Here is a 12,453-nt window from a genome sequence, read left to right on the forward strand (position 1 = left end):
TGCCCCTTCAGTCGCAGACCTCGGCATTGGCATCGACGTGGGGGCCGCCGCCCCCGCGATAAACGAGGTGGCAGCCGCGCTTGACCGGCCGGCAAAGCAGAGTGTTACAAAAAATCTGACCGCTGCTGCCTGAGGCGCGGCCCGTGCCAGCGGCCGCAGCTGCACCGTAGCCGCCCGCTGCAGCACTGGCCTGCGGCCGCTGCCGTGCAGGGCGATCCTCGCCATCGTCGCGCCGCGAGGTCGCGGGCTTTGTCGCGGGCTTGGCGGCGCGCTTCTTCTCGCATTCATTGTCGGCGTTCAGAACATGGCCGTCGCCGCAAACGATCCTGGTGCACTTGTCGCCTTCGGCCTTGAAACCGTGCTCGCAGACCAGCGGGCAGACCCGCGACGGCTTGGCCTTGACCGCATCGAGCGCGTCGGTGCTCGCCACCTTCACGTCGAGCTTGGTGCCGGCATAGCGGTTGAACTGCGACAGCGACCGCTGCGAGGACGTATTCCAATTGCCGTCGGCCTGCCCGGAGAAGCAGCCGACGCGGCCGAGCTCGCTCTGCACCGAGCGGTTGAGATCGGCCGGCGCAATCGCCGGGGTCAGCGAGGCGACGTTGGTGCCGGCGGCGCTCGCGGCCGGCGCAGCGCTCGGCGCCGTAGCGGCGAGGTTGACGCGCTGCTGCTCGGCGGCGGCCGCCTGCTGCTGCGCCTGCTCCTTGGCCTTCTGCGCGGCAAGCTGCGCCTGCTCGGCGGCCTTCGCCTCGGCCGCGGCCTTGGCTTGCGCATCCTTCTGCGCGCCGAGCGCAGCAAGGCGGTCGCGCTCGGCCTCGGCCTGCTTGGCCTTCTCGATCGCCGCCGCATGCGCCTGCTCGGCGCCGATCTTCTCGAGCTGGAGCTTGGCGAGGCTCGCATAGAAACCGTCGGGATGCTGGGCGAGGAAGGCTTCCCACGCCGGCCGATTGCCGACCTGAAGCGCGAGCTCGTAGTCGCGGCGGATGTCGGCCTGAGGATTGGCCACGGGCGCTGCCGGCGCCAGCTTGACCGGCACCAGCGGCACGTCCTCGCCGCCGAGCGAGCCGTAGACGAACGGCTCCTGCTTGTTGCCGGTCGACTTCAGCACGTCGTCGCGCACGAAGCCGAAGGCGCGGCGGACGTCGAGGCCCGGCGTCGTCAGATGCTTCGACAGCGCGATGGTGAACGGGCTGTTGGCGCCGTCGCCGTCCTGCGCGGTGAAGCCGGCCTTGGCCGAATAGGCGATCAGCGTGTTGGGGCTGGTCGGCTCGACCTGGGCGAGGCCGCGGCCGATGCCGCGCGAGGCAATCGTGCGCTTCATCCTCTTGCTGAACGGATTGTCGCGGCAGGCATCGAGGATCACCAGACGCAACTGCTTGGCAGGCTCGACCGCGACCAGGACACGGTCGAGCGAGAGCGCCTCGTCATAGACGTCGGTGTCGCGCTCGAGCTTGGCATCCACCGGGATCAGATAGTTCGAGCCCTCGACCTCGATGCCGTGGCCGGCGTAGTAGACCACGGCGATATCGGCATCGCGGGTCGCGTCGGCGAAGTCGCGCAGCACGCGCCGCGTGTCCAGCGCCGACAGATCGTGCCGGGAATCGACGACGTCGAAGCCGGCCTCCTTCAGCGTCTTGGCCATGACCGACCCGTCATTGGCGGGATTGGCGAGCGAGGGCGCGTGCTGATAGGCCGAATTGGCGAGCACCAGCGCCACGCGCTTTCCGGCAAGAGCAGGCCCGGCGCCGAACATCAGGCCGAGCGCGACGAGAAGCGGACAAAGTCTGAGCAAGCTGCGCATGACACGACTTCCGATAGTTCCGGGCCGTTCGGCCCGTTGGGACCGCTTTAGCAACATCCACCGCCGACGCTTGTGATGGAGGTCACGAAGGGGGTCCCGACGACAGGCCGTACGCCTCTTTTGTTTGTCGCGCCGGCGCTGTCGCGGTTCGCCGACGAGCGGCGGTGCGGACCGGGTTCCGTCAGACAACCCCGATGTGCTCCCGATATTGCGGCAGATCGTCCGTAATTTCATGCCAGGGCGCCTTCGAGCCCACGAAAATATGGGCGCTCGGCCGGATCGAGGGGGCATCGACCAGGGTTCCCATGGCGACATGGACCCACTGTCCCTCCCGGACCCGGGAATAGAGCAGCGAGCCGCAGCGGCCACAATGCGCGTCATGGGTGGTATCGTCGCCGAAAATCATCCGGAGGTCGCCACCCCTGACAATGCGGAGCCTGTCCTGCCGGATGCCGGCGAACGGCTTGAAGGCGGCGCCGGTGGTGCGTCGGCAGTTCGAGCAGTGGCAGTTCATCGCATATGAGAACGCATCGGCCACCTCGAAGCGCACAGCGCGGCAATAGCATTCTCCGACAAGGATGCGAGCGTTCGAATTTTCTGATTCTGTCATCGTGACGCCTTCGCGCAAATCGCTGACACACCCATAGCGCATTTTGACGTGTATGACTAAGTTGGCCCGAAGCCATCATGCAAAGGAACGATCCATGAGCCAGGACCGGTCGAGCGTCGAAGCCGTCGTGCAATCCTATTTTGACGGACTTTACGAGGGCGACGCCGACAAGCTCGGCGCCATCTTCCATCCCTCCGCCGATCTGCGCTGGGTCGAGAAGGGCGAGCTCCAGGTTCTGACCGTGCCGGATTGGCTCGACCGCGTGCGCAAGCGCGCCTCCGCCAAGGCCGAAGGCAAGCCGCGCGAGGATTTCATCGTCACCATCGACCGTTCGGACGACAAGACCGCCTTCATCAAGGTGCGCTGCCAACTGCCGCCGCGCTATTTCACCGATTATCTGGTGGCGATGAAGCTTGCCGACGGCTGGCAGATCGTGTCGAAGTCTTATCGGTACGACCTGAAGGAGTGAAGGCAAGACCTTCCGCTGCCCGAATTCGGACGCACTCGCTATCCAATTCTCCGTCATTGCGAGCGCAGCTCTCGCCGCGTCATTGCGAGGAGCCCTTGCGACGAAGCAATCCGGAATCCCTCCGAGGAGATGGACTGGATTGCTTCGTCGCTTCGCTCCTCGCAATGACGACGCGGATGAAGCGAACGCTCCATCTCCCATCCCCGCTCGCCTGGAAATCACGATGCTACTCGATCGCCGCTCCCTGCTCGCCTCGCTCTGCTGGATGGCCGCCTCTCCCGTTCTGGCCGCGGACGCGCCGCCGGAACTCGAATCCTACGAGCGCGAGAGTGGCGGCCGGATCGGGGTCTACGCCGAAAACCTCGCGACCGGCAAGAAGCTCGCCTGGCGCGCCGACGAACGGTTCGTGATGTGCTCGACATTCAAGGCTTCGCTCGCGGCTAACGTGCTGGCGCGGGTCGATCGCGGCGAGGAGCAGCTCGCCGCCATGATCCCCTATGGCCAGGCGGATCTGCTGGAATACGCGCCGGTGGCGAGGGAAAATCTCGCGGCCGGCAAGATGTCGGTCGGCGAGATGTGCAAGGCCATCGTCGAGCTCAGCGACAACACCTGCGCCAATCTGCTGCTGGCGCGGATCGGCGGCCCCGCCGCGCTGACCGCATTCTGGCGGTCGCTCGGCGATACCACCTCGCGGCTCGACCACAACGAGCCCGAGCTCAACCGCTCGCAGCCGGGCGATCCCCGGGACACCACGACGCCGGCGGCGATGGCGGGAAATTTGCGGCGACTGGTCACGGGCGAGGCGCTGTCGCTTACCTCGCGTGCCCTGCTCACCGACTGGATGGTGAACTGCAAGACCGGCGCCAACCGGCTGCGTGGCGGACTCCCCGCAGGCTGGAAGATCGGCGACAAGACCGGCAACAACGGCAAGGACGCCTCGGGCGATATCGCGGTGGCCTGGCCGAAGCCGGATACGCCGATCCTGATCGCGGCCTATACCCAGGGCGGCACGCCGAGCGCGGCGCAGATCGCATCCGCGTTCGCACGGATTGGACGGATGGTGGCCGAACGGTTGGCGTGAGCCGCGCATTGACGTAGCCGTCGCTTCCGGGTCAAGACAGGCTCATCATGGAAGCGAAGTTTCAAACCTTTCTCATCCTGTTGGCCGTGCTGGCAGGCGTGGCACTGGCGGCACGACGCTTCAACGTCGCCCCTGCCATCCTGCTGATGCTGGCGGGCGTCGGCCTCGCTTTCGTGCCGGGCATGCCGTCGGTGGAGCTGCCGCCGGAGCTGGTGCTGCTGGTGGTGCTGCCACCACTGATTTACTCGGCAAGCGTCGCGATGAGCTGGCGCGAGTTCAAGAAAAACCTGCGTCCGATCGTGCTGCTCGCGGTCGGCGCGGTGATCTTCACCACGGCGATGGTGGCGGCCGCCACGCACTACATGATCGGCCTGCCCTGGACCGTCGGCTTCCTGCTCGGGGCCATCGTCGCGCCGCCCGACGTGGTGGCGCCACTCGCGATCGCGCGCCGGCTGAACATGCCGCGCCGCATCCTGGTCGTGCTCGAGGGCGAAGGTCTCGCCAATGACGCCACCGCACTGATCCTCTACCGCTTCGCGCTCGCCGCGATCATGGTCGGGCACTTCTCACTGCCGCTCGCGGCCGGTGAATTCCTCCTCATCGTCGCTGGCGAGATCGCCTTCGGCATCGGCGTCGGCTGGCTCTCCTTGCGCTTCCGCAAATGGTCCGGAGATCCGCAGGTCGAGCTGACGCTGTCGCTGATCACGCCCTATGTCTCCTACTGGCTGCCCGAGCATGTCGGCGGCTCCGGCGTGATCGCAACCGTCGCCTGCGGGCTCTATGTCAGCTGGAACGGCCCGTTGCTGATCTCCTCGGCGACGCGCCTGCAAGGCATCTTCTTCTGGGACCTCGTGATCTACCTGATCGAGGGCATGCTGTTCCTGCTCACCGGCTTCCAGATGCGCGCCCTCTACGAGAAATCGAAGACTTTTCCGCTCGACGACATTCTCATCGCAACCGCATTGGTCCTGGTGATCGTCGTGATCGCGCGTTTTGCCTGGCTCTATCCCGCGACCTATCTGCCGCGAATGCTGTCCAGGTCGCTCCGCGAGCAAGATCCGTCGCCGCCATGGCAATGGCCGTTCGTGCTCGCTTTCACCGGCGTGCGCGGCGCGGTGTCGCTGGCCGCCGCGCTGGCGCTGCCGTTCGCGCTGCCGGATGGGGAGGCGTTTCCGTATCGCGACCTGATCCTGTTCGTCGCCTTCGGTGTCATCTTCGTGACGCTGATCGGGGTCGGCCTGACGCTGCCGCGGGTCGTGCGTTGGCTCGGCGTCGCCGAAGCCGGTCGTTACGAGCATGCCGCCGAGCACGAAGCCGAGATCGCCGCGCGCCGTCAGGCGCTGGAGGCCGCGCTGAAATCACTCGACGCGCTCACTGCGGCAAAGGGCGTTTCCGACGAGGTGATGCGGCTGCTGCGCGCCCGCCACGACATCCGCGTCAACCAGCTCCCGGACTCGCTCGATCCCAACCACCACGACATCTCCGCCGCCGGCACCGCTCTGACCCGCGACCTGATCGCCGCCGAGCGCAAATTCATCCACAACCTCCTGCGCGACGGCCAGATCACCGACGAGACGCGGCGGCGGATCGAACGCGATCTGGACCTGGAGGAGGCGAGCCTGGCGAATAGGGAGTATCGGGGCGGACCGCTGTAGCGTTTTGTCATTGCGAGCCACCGGGCCAGCTACCGCTTCTCGCAAAACTCCCTCAGTGCTCCCGCAACGGCGCCCGCGACGGCATCCTGCCGCTCCGGCGAGTTCATCTCCATTTCCTCGTCGCGATTGATGATCGAGCCGGCCTCGAGCAGCACGGCGGCGCTCCGCGTGCGCGACAGCACGACCAGCCCGTCATAGCGGTAGACGCCGACATCCTTGTCGAGCAGCTGGCGCCGGTATCGGCCCATCACCGGCAGGGTGTACTGGCTGGCATAGTGCAGGCCCTGCTCCTTCAGCTGCTTGCCGATCATGCGGGCCAGCATCAGGCTGGTGGCAAAGTGCGGATTCTGCTGCGACACGAACAGCGAGTGGCCCGAAAAACGATCGCTGAAATTGCTCTTTGCGCCGTCGAATTCCCAGGTCTCGAGCAGCTTGTCCGGCACCGAATCATGATGGACCGACAGGAACAGATCGGCGCGGCCTTCGTTCGCAGCACCGACGCGCTTGAACAGGCTCGGCCGTGCCTTGCCGTCCGTGACGAGCAGGCGGGTTGCGGCAAAGCCCTCGGATTTCAGCTTGGCCGTGATGAGCCGTGCGAGGCGGAAGTTGAAGCCGAACTCCGGATCATTGCGGGCGCTCAACGCACCGTAGGAGTCCGGCGTGTGGCCGACATCCACGACGATCCGGAATTTAGGTATGTCGCATTTGGCTGGTGCGGACAACGGCTTCGGCCTGGGTCTTGCAATCTTTCGCACAGCAGCAGCGTCGACTGCATCGACGAGGACGAGCGACGACAGCAGGATCGACGCGACCAGCCCGGCGATGATGCTCCGCGGTTGCCCCAAGCGCTGCTCCGCTGCCGTGATCCGCGGGCGACGGACCCGCGATTTGGTTTCGGGAAGATTGGCGCGGCCGCGCGAGGACGTCAACGCGAGAACGGTTCGTGTCCCGGACGCGGCGCGGCATCGAATGACGCGACGCAGAGCCGGGACCCAGCTTGGTGCGAGAATCGGACGCGGCTCAGCGGCTTATCACTGCATGCTGCGCTGCGTCCGGGGCACGAGAGGGATCAAACCGGCCGCTCTCCCTTCACCGTCACGCGCGTGCCCGAGCGTGTGTGCGGCCAGTAGTCCCACATCGCGCGGTGCTGGGTGCAGCGGTTGTCCCAGAAGGCGATGGCGTTCTCGGTCCAGCGGAAGCGGCACTGGAACAGCGGGTTTTCGGCGTGCTGATAAAGATAGGCGAGCATCGCGTCGCTCTCGTCGCGCGGGATGCCGTTGATGTGGCGAGTGAAGCCGCGGTTGACGTAGAGCGCTTTCCTGCCGGTGACCGGATGCGTGCGCACGACGGGATGCTCGGCATGTGGATAAGAGGGACGATCGGCGACGCCATAATTGGCATAGAGCCCGCGATAGATCGGCTCGCCATCGTGCAGCGCCGTCAAGCCATCCAGATAGGCCTTCATACGCTCCGAGAGCGCCTCATAGGCCGCGTACATGTTGGCGAACAGCGTATCGCCGCCGCGCGGCGGGCATTGCTTGATGTAGAGGATCGAGCCCATCGGCGGCTCGAGATCGCAGGACACGTCGGAGTGCCAGCCCTCGCCATTGGCGCGCGGCGAGTTCTTGTCCGCATAGATCTTCATCAGGGCCGGGTCTTCGTCCTCGTGGGGAGCTGCGGGATGAAAATGCAGCTCGCCGAACTTGCGGCCGAAGGCGAGATGCTGCTGTGGCGTGATGTGCTGGTCACGGAAGAAGATGACGAGGTTCTCGGCGAGCGCGCGATGGATCTCGTCCATCTGCCGGTTGGAGCGGGCATCGTCGGAGACGAGCTTGCCGATATCGACGCCGGAGATTTCCGCGCCGATGATGGGGGTGAGCTTTTCGACGGCGATGGTCTCGTACGGCGCACCGTCTTCAGCGGTGTGGCGATAGCGCGGGCCCTGCTTGCCGGCGAGTGAGCTCATGGCGTGTCTCCCGATCGTTCTTGATTGGAAGCATGGTAGCGCGCAGTGATGGATGTGCAACCTGCACCGCAAACTCAGCTCGTCGTCCCGGGGCGCGCGGAGCGCGAGCTATGATGCGCATTGCGCATCTGAGGACCCATAACCACAGGATCAGGTTTGGCGAAGATTCGGAGTGACGGCCCGACATAACCACAAAGCCCGGTGGTCATGGGTCCCGGATCGGCGCGCGCTTGAGGCGCGCTTGTCCGGGACGACGGACGTGTGTGGAGCGTGAGCGGAGTAAAACTACTCCGCCGCAGGCGCCGGCACCTTGGCGCCCTGGCCGTAGCGCTGGTCGATGTAGTCGATCACCAGCGCCTTGAAGTCGGCGGAGATGGTCGGGCCGCGCAGCGTGCGGAACTTCTTGCCGTCGACGAAGACGGGCGCGGCCGGCGCTTCACCGGTGCCGGGCAGCGAGATGCCGATATTGGCGTGCTTGGATTCGCCGGGGCCGTTGACGATGCAGCCCATCACCGCGACGTTGAGCTCCTCGACGCCGGGATATTTCGTCTTCCAGGTCGGCATCTCGTCGCGGATGAAATCCTGGATCGAGCGGGCCAGCTCCTGGAACGTGGTCGAGGTGGTGCGGCCGCAGCCGGGGCAGGCCGCAACCAGCGGCACGAAGGTGCGGAAGCCCATGGTCTGCAACAGCTCCTGGCCGACCTGCACCTCGCGGGTGCGGTCGCCGCCGGGCTCGGGCGTCAGCGAAATGCGGATGGTGTCGCCGATGCCCTGCTGCAAGAGGATGCCGAGCGCGGCCGAGGACGCCACGATGCCCTTCGAGCCCATGCCGGCTTCGGTGAGGCCGAGATGGATGGCGTAGTCCGAACGCGCCGCAAGATCCTGGTAGACCGCTATCAGATCCTGCACCGCCGAGACCTTTGCGGAGAGGATGATGCGGTCCTTGGGCATGCCGAGCTCTTCGGCGCGCGCGGCCGAGAGCAGCGCCGACTGCACCATGGCCTCGCGCGTCACCGCGCGCACGTCGCGCGGGTTCGGCGAGGCGGCGTTCTCGTCCATCAGCTTGGTCAAGAGCTCCTGGTCGAGCGAGCCCCAATTGGCGCCGATGCGCACCGGCTTGTTGTTCTTGTTCGCGATCTCGATGATGTCGGCGAACTGGGTGTCGCGCTTGTCCTTGAAGCCGACATTGCCGGGATTGATGCGGTATTTGGCCAGCGCCTCGGCGCAGGCCGGATAGGCCGCGAGCAGCTTGTGACCGATATAGTGGAAGTCGCCGATCAGCGGCGTGGTGATGCCGCGCTTGGCGAGGCCGTCGCGGATGTGCGGAACGGCGGCCGCGGCCTCCTCGCGGTCCACGGTGATGCGGACCATTTCGGAGCCGGCGCGCGCGAGCGCTGCGACCTGGGCGATGGTGCTGTCGACATCGGCGGTGTCGGTGTTGGTCATCGACTGCACGACGATCGGCGCACCGCCACCAACGGCGACGTTGCCAACCTTGACCTGGGTGGTCCGATGCCGGGGCGCCGGGCCCGCGATATCTGAATCGAGAGGATTTTCGAGCTTGTTCATGGCGGTCCAAATATCAGGTTTTGGTGACGTTCAGCAATGCATCGCGCGGCGCCGCAGCCGTTTGGCTGGGACGGTTAACCAGAAAAAGCCCAGCAATTACAAGGACCGCTGCGGCCCCGAATGTCAGGCTGAGGGTGTCGTGCATGATGAAATAGCTACCCACCACGCCAAACAAAGGGGTGATGAAGGTAAAAGCGGACAATTTGCTGGCCGAATAGGCCTTCACCAGCGCGAACCAAAGCGTGAACGTGGTTCCCACCACCCAGATCGCCTGGAAAGCCATCAGGCCGAGCGAGAGCGGAGCCGGCATGTGCGTGATCGATTCGCCGAACAGCCAGGCCGCCAGCCCCAGGATCGGGACCGAGGTCGCGACCTGATATCCCAGCGCCTTCTCGGGCGCGGCGAAGCGCAGCCGTGTGCCCTTGGCAACCAGCGTCGTCGCGGCCCACAGCGCGGCACCCCCGACGATCAGGAGATCGCCGAGCAGAACCTGCGAATCGACATTGGGCTGAGGCACGCCGATCGCAAGCGCCACGCCGGCAAAGCTGATGGCGAGGCCCAGCCATTGCGAGCCGCCGAGACGCTCGCCGAGCACCTGATAGGAGCCGAGCGCAACGAAGAACGGCGCCGTGTAGAGGAAGACCACCGCACGGGAAGCAGAGGTGAGACGCAGCCCTTGGAAGATCAGCACGAATTCGATGCCGAACATCAGCCCGGCGATCAGGCCGGGCTTCCAGGTGCCGTCACGTTCGAAGAATTTGACGCCGCGAAGGGTGCCGATGAGGAACAGCACCGGCAGCGCGCCCATCGAGCGGATGGTGGCCTGGAGCATGGGCGGAATGTCCGGCAGCACCAGCTTCACCGCGATCTGGTTGAATCCCCAGGTCAGGCACAGCATGAGCATCAGGGCGATGGCGCCGGCACTGAGGGGACGACCGGCGGACGGTATGGCTTGAGGTGCGGACATTTCTTCCCAAAAATCCGGCTTTGCGCCGTTGTTGCTTCAAGACATTTTCTGACAATGGGTGCAGACGCCCGTGATCTCCACCACAGACAGCTTTGGTGCGAAGCCTGAGCTGCGCGCGGCGGCGTTGAGGTCCTTGGCGAAGGACGCCGAGGGGATCTCGCCGACCAGGCCGCAGCGCTCGCAGATCAGGAACGCCACCGCGGAGGTCGCATCGTGGTCGTGAGCGGCGCAGGCGAGATAGGCATTGCGGCTTTCGATTCGGTGCACGAGGCCGTTGGCCATCAGGAAATCGAGAGCGCGATAGACCGTGATCGGCGCCGGCCGCGCCATGGACTTGGCAAGCTCGTCGATGATCTCGTAGGCGCCGAGCGGACGGTGACTGGAGAGCAAAGCACCCAGCACCTGGCGGCGGATCGGCGTGAATTTCTGCGCGCGCTGCTCGCAGACCACCTCGGCATGCGCGAGCGCGTCCGCGGTGCAGCGGCCGTGATCATGGTCAGGCGCGGGGAATGCCGGCTTTGCGAGGCTCATGTACCCGTCTTCTAGCATTTCGGCGGGGGAACCCAAAGCACGACGAGCCACCCGGCTGCCAGCCATGCTCCTCCCGCGGGACAGCACCGCGCGACGGGGCCGTGAAAATAATCGTAAGCTTGCTTATTATATCCAAGCTTATTGGAGACGAAGCTCATGACCCGGGGGTCGGTCGACCAGAATTTCCTGTTCACGCTCGGTGAGCTCTACCGCCTCTTGCGCGTCTATGCCGACAAGGAGGCGTCGCGCTTCGGCATCACTCGGGCGCAATGGGCGGTGCTGGCCAAGGTGGAGCGCAGCGAGGGCATGAAGCAGTCGGAGCTCGCCGAGCTCATGGAGATGCAGCCGATCACGCTGACGCGCCTGATCGACAAGCTCTGCGACAACGACTGGATCGAGCGCCGCAGCGACGCTTCGGACCGCCGGGTCAAGCGCCTGCACCTCAAGAAAGCCGGGCGGCAATTGCTCGGCCGCATGAGCGGCCTGAGGTCGGAACTGACGGCTAACGCGCTCGACGGCATCAATCCGGCGGATGCGCACCGCCTCCTCACCCAACTCGAAACCATCAAGGAAAACGTGCGAACCGCGATCCAGACGTCCGGCGCGGAGCAAGCACGCAAGGAGCAGCGCTATGGCTGATCAGGTCATCAAGTTCCAGCCCGAGCAGAAGAGCGACGGCGGCAAGCCGACCAAGAAGGCCGGCACCGATCCGCGCCGCCGCCTGCTGGCGGGCCTGCGCCGCTATCGCCGATTCCTGCTCCTGGTCGTGCTGCCCATCGTGGTCGCCGTCGGCGGCCTCACCTTCTATCTGAACGGCGGCCGCTATGTCGGCACCGACGACGCCTATGTCGGCGCACAGAAGGTGCTGGTGACGCCCGACATCTCCGGCAAGATCGAGCAGGTCGTCGTCAGGGAGGGTCAGGTCGTCAAGCAGGGCGATGTGCTGTTCGAGATCGATCCCGTGCCGTTCCGCCTCGCGGTGGACGAGGCGAGGGCGCAGGTCATGCAGGCGCAGACGACCTATGACAATCTCCGCGCCAACATCAAGATTTATGGCGACATGCTCAATCTTGCGCAGCAGGGCGTGGAGCTGAAGCAGCGCGACGTCGAGCGCAAGCAGGCGCTGGTGAAGAACAGTTTCGGCTCGCAGCTCGACCTCGACAACGCCTCGAACGCGCTGGTCACCTCGGGCTCGATCGCGCAGTACGTGAAGCAGCAACTTTCCACGGCCAAGACGCAGCTGCTCGGCGACGCCGACCTGCCGCTGGAGAAATTCCCGCCTTACGCCCAGGCCAAGTCGAAGCTCGAAAATGCCGAGCGCAACCTCGACCACGCCGTAGTGCGCGCCCCGATGGGCGGCGTGGCGACGCAGGTCGAGCAGATCCAGCTCGGCCGCTACGTCGCTGCCGGCACGGCCGTGTTCTCCATCATCGACGTCGCCCATCCCTGGGTCGATGCCAATCCGAAGGAGAGCGACCTCACCTATGTCACCGAAGGCCAGGCGGTCACGCTCGAGGTCGACGCGTTCCCGAACCATGTCTTCAAGGGCAAGATCGGCTCGCTCTCGCCCGGCACCGGCGCGCAATTCGCAATCCTGCCGCCGCAAAATGCCACCGGCAATTTCGTCAAGGTGGTGCAGCGCGTACCGATCCGCATCTACTTCGACGAGACCGACAAACACGTGCGGAAGCTGAAAGCCGGCATGAGCGTCTACGCCACCATCGACACCGGCCATCGGCGCTCGCTTGCCGGCCTGCTCGGGCTGTCGGCGACCGCGGGCCAGGATAAAGACTAGGCCAAAGAT

At 65.5% G+C, this 12,453-nt stretch carries 12 protein-coding genes; 5 read left to right on the forward strand and 7 right to left on the reverse strand.

From position 1 onward, the window contains the following. Positions 1-7: 7 nt before the first annotated feature. Together N2604_RS38945 and N2604_RS38950 are read right to left on the reverse strand one after the other, a co-directional pair. Positions 8-1,801: a caspase family protein gene (locus N2604_RS38945; protein ID WP_260373191.1), complete on the reverse strand. Its 1,794-nt coding sequence runs from the start codon at positions 1,799-1,801 to the stop codon at positions 8-10. 181 nt (positions 1,802-1,982) lie between these two features. After that, the gene (locus N2604_RS38950; RefSeq protein ID WP_260376394.1) at positions 1,983-2,411 is read right to left on the reverse strand and encodes a GFA family protein; all 429 of its coding nucleotides are present in this window, start codon (positions 2,409-2,411) and stop codon (positions 1,983-1,985) included. Positions 2,412-2,505: 94 nt separating this feature from the next. Between N2604_RS38950 and N2604_RS38955 the strand changes: the two genes are divergently transcribed. From N2604_RS38955 to N2604_RS38965, 3 genes are all read left to right on the forward strand, one after another. After that, on the forward strand, positions 2,506-2,880 hold the full coding sequence (locus N2604_RS38955; protein ID WP_260373192.1) for a nuclear transport factor 2 family protein: 375 nt from the start codon (positions 2,506-2,508) through the stop codon (positions 2,878-2,880). Positions 2,881-3,103: 223 nt separating this feature from the next. Next, positions 3,104-3,961: a class A beta-lactamase gene (gene bla / locus N2604_RS38960; RefSeq protein WP_260373193.1), complete on the forward strand. Its 858-nt coding sequence runs from the start codon at positions 3,104-3,106 to the stop codon at positions 3,959-3,961. A 47-nt stretch (positions 3,962-4,008) separates the two neighbouring features. Next, entirely contained in the window at positions 4,009-5,616 is a 1,608-nt protein-coding gene (locus tag N2604_RS38965) for a Na+/H+ antiporter (protein ID WP_260373194.1), read from the forward strand. A gap of 29 nt (positions 5,617-5,645) precedes the next feature. On the opposite strand, the gene N2604_RS38970 is transcribed toward N2604_RS38965, so the two are convergent. From N2604_RS38970 to N2604_RS38990, 5 genes are all read right to left on the reverse strand, one after another. Continuing rightward, the gene (locus N2604_RS38970; protein WP_260373195.1) at positions 5,646-6,461 is read right to left on the reverse strand and encodes an N-acetylmuramoyl-L-alanine amidase; all 816 of its coding nucleotides are present in this window, start codon (positions 6,459-6,461) and stop codon (positions 5,646-5,648) included. Positions 6,462-6,685: 224 nt separating this feature from the next. After that, positions 6,686-7,582 carry a TauD/TfdA family dioxygenase gene (locus N2604_RS38975; protein WP_260373196.1) on the reverse strand — a complete coding sequence of 299 codons (897 nt, stop codon included), beginning with the start codon at positions 7,580-7,582 and terminating at the stop codon, positions 6,686-6,688. A gap of 285 nt (positions 7,583-7,867) precedes the next feature. After that, positions 7,868-9,151, reverse strand: a complete 1,284-nt coding sequence (gene ispG, locus N2604_RS38980) for a flavodoxin-dependent (E)-4-hydroxy-3-methylbut-2-enyl-diphosphate synthase (RefSeq protein WP_260373197.1) — start codon at positions 9,149-9,151, stop codon at positions 7,868-7,870. A gap of 13 nt (positions 9,152-9,164) precedes the next feature. Further along, complete coding sequence (locus N2604_RS38985; RefSeq protein ID WP_260373198.1) at positions 9,165-10,118, reverse strand: DMT family transporter; 954 nt, start codon at positions 10,116-10,118, stop codon at positions 9,165-9,167. A gap of 36 nt (positions 10,119-10,154) precedes the next feature. Then, the gene (locus tag N2604_RS38990) at positions 10,155-10,649 is read right to left on the reverse strand and encodes a Fur family transcriptional regulator (protein ID WP_260373199.1); all 495 of its coding nucleotides are present in this window, start codon (positions 10,647-10,649) and stop codon (positions 10,155-10,157) included. 156 nt (positions 10,650-10,805) lie between these two features. Here N2604_RS38990 and N2604_RS38995 point away from each other — a divergent pair, with 156 nt between their 5' ends. Both N2604_RS38995 and N2604_RS39000 read left to right on the forward strand, forming a co-directional pair. Further along, positions 10,806-11,288 (forward strand): MarR family winged helix-turn-helix transcriptional regulator, encoded by a 483-nt coding sequence (locus N2604_RS38995; protein WP_260373200.1) that lies wholly within the window; start codon positions 10,806-10,808, stop codon positions 11,286-11,288. Continuing rightward, positions 11,281-12,444 carry an HlyD family secretion protein gene (locus N2604_RS39000; RefSeq protein WP_260373201.1) on the forward strand — a complete coding sequence of 388 codons (1,164 nt, stop codon included), beginning with the start codon at positions 11,281-11,283 and terminating at the stop codon, positions 12,442-12,444. Before N2604_RS38995 ends, N2604_RS39000 begins: the two co-directional genes overlap by 8 nt. The last annotated feature ends 9 nt before the right edge of the window (positions 12,445-12,453 follow it).

It is taken from the genome of Bradyrhizobium sp. CB1015, from assembly GCF_025200925.1.
GTDB lineage: Bacteria > Pseudomonadota > Alphaproteobacteria > Rhizobiales > Xanthobacteraceae > Bradyrhizobium.

Bases quoted from the DNA above. Each gene is read 5' to 3' on its own strand.
- N2604_RS38985 (WP_260373198.1), bottom strand. From the start codon at position 10,118: ATGTCCGCACCTCAAGCCATACCGTCCGCCGGTCGTCCCCTCAGTGCC.
- N2604_RS38955 (WP_260373192.1), top strand. From the start codon at position 2,506: ATGAGCCAGGACCGGTCGAGCGTCGAAGCCGTCGTGCAATCCTATTTT.
- bla (WP_260373193.1), top strand. From the start codon at position 3,104: ATGCTACTCGATCGCCGCTCCCTGCTCGCCTCGCTCTGCTGGATGGCC.
- N2604_RS38950 (WP_260376394.1), bottom strand. From the start codon at position 2,411: ATGACAGAATCAGAAAATTCGAACGCTCGCATCCTTGTCGGAGAATGC.
- N2604_RS38975 (WP_260373196.1), bottom strand. From the start codon at position 7,582: ATGAGCTCACTCGCCGGCAAGCAGGGCCCGCGCTATCGCCACACCGCT.
- N2604_RS39000 (WP_260373201.1), top strand. From the start codon at position 11,281: ATGGCTGATCAGGTCATCAAGTTCCAGCCCGAGCAGAAGAGCGACGGC.
- N2604_RS38990 (WP_260373199.1), bottom strand. From the start codon at position 10,649: ATGAGCCTCGCAAAGCCGGCATTCCCCGCGCCTGACCATGATCACGGC.
- ispG (WP_260373197.1), bottom strand. From the start codon at position 9,151: ATGAACAAGCTCGAAAATCCTCTCGATTCAGATATCGCGGGCCCGGCG.
- N2604_RS38995 (WP_260373200.1), top strand. From the start codon at position 10,806: ATGACCCGGGGGTCGGTCGACCAGAATTTCCTGTTCACGCTCGGTGAG.
- N2604_RS38965 (WP_260373194.1), top strand. From the start codon at position 4,009: ATGGAAGCGAAGTTTCAAACCTTTCTCATCCTGTTGGCCGTGCTGGCA.
- N2604_RS38945 (WP_260373191.1), bottom strand. From the start codon at position 1,801: ATGCGCAGCTTGCTCAGACTTTGTCCGCTTCTCGTCGCGCTCGGCCTG.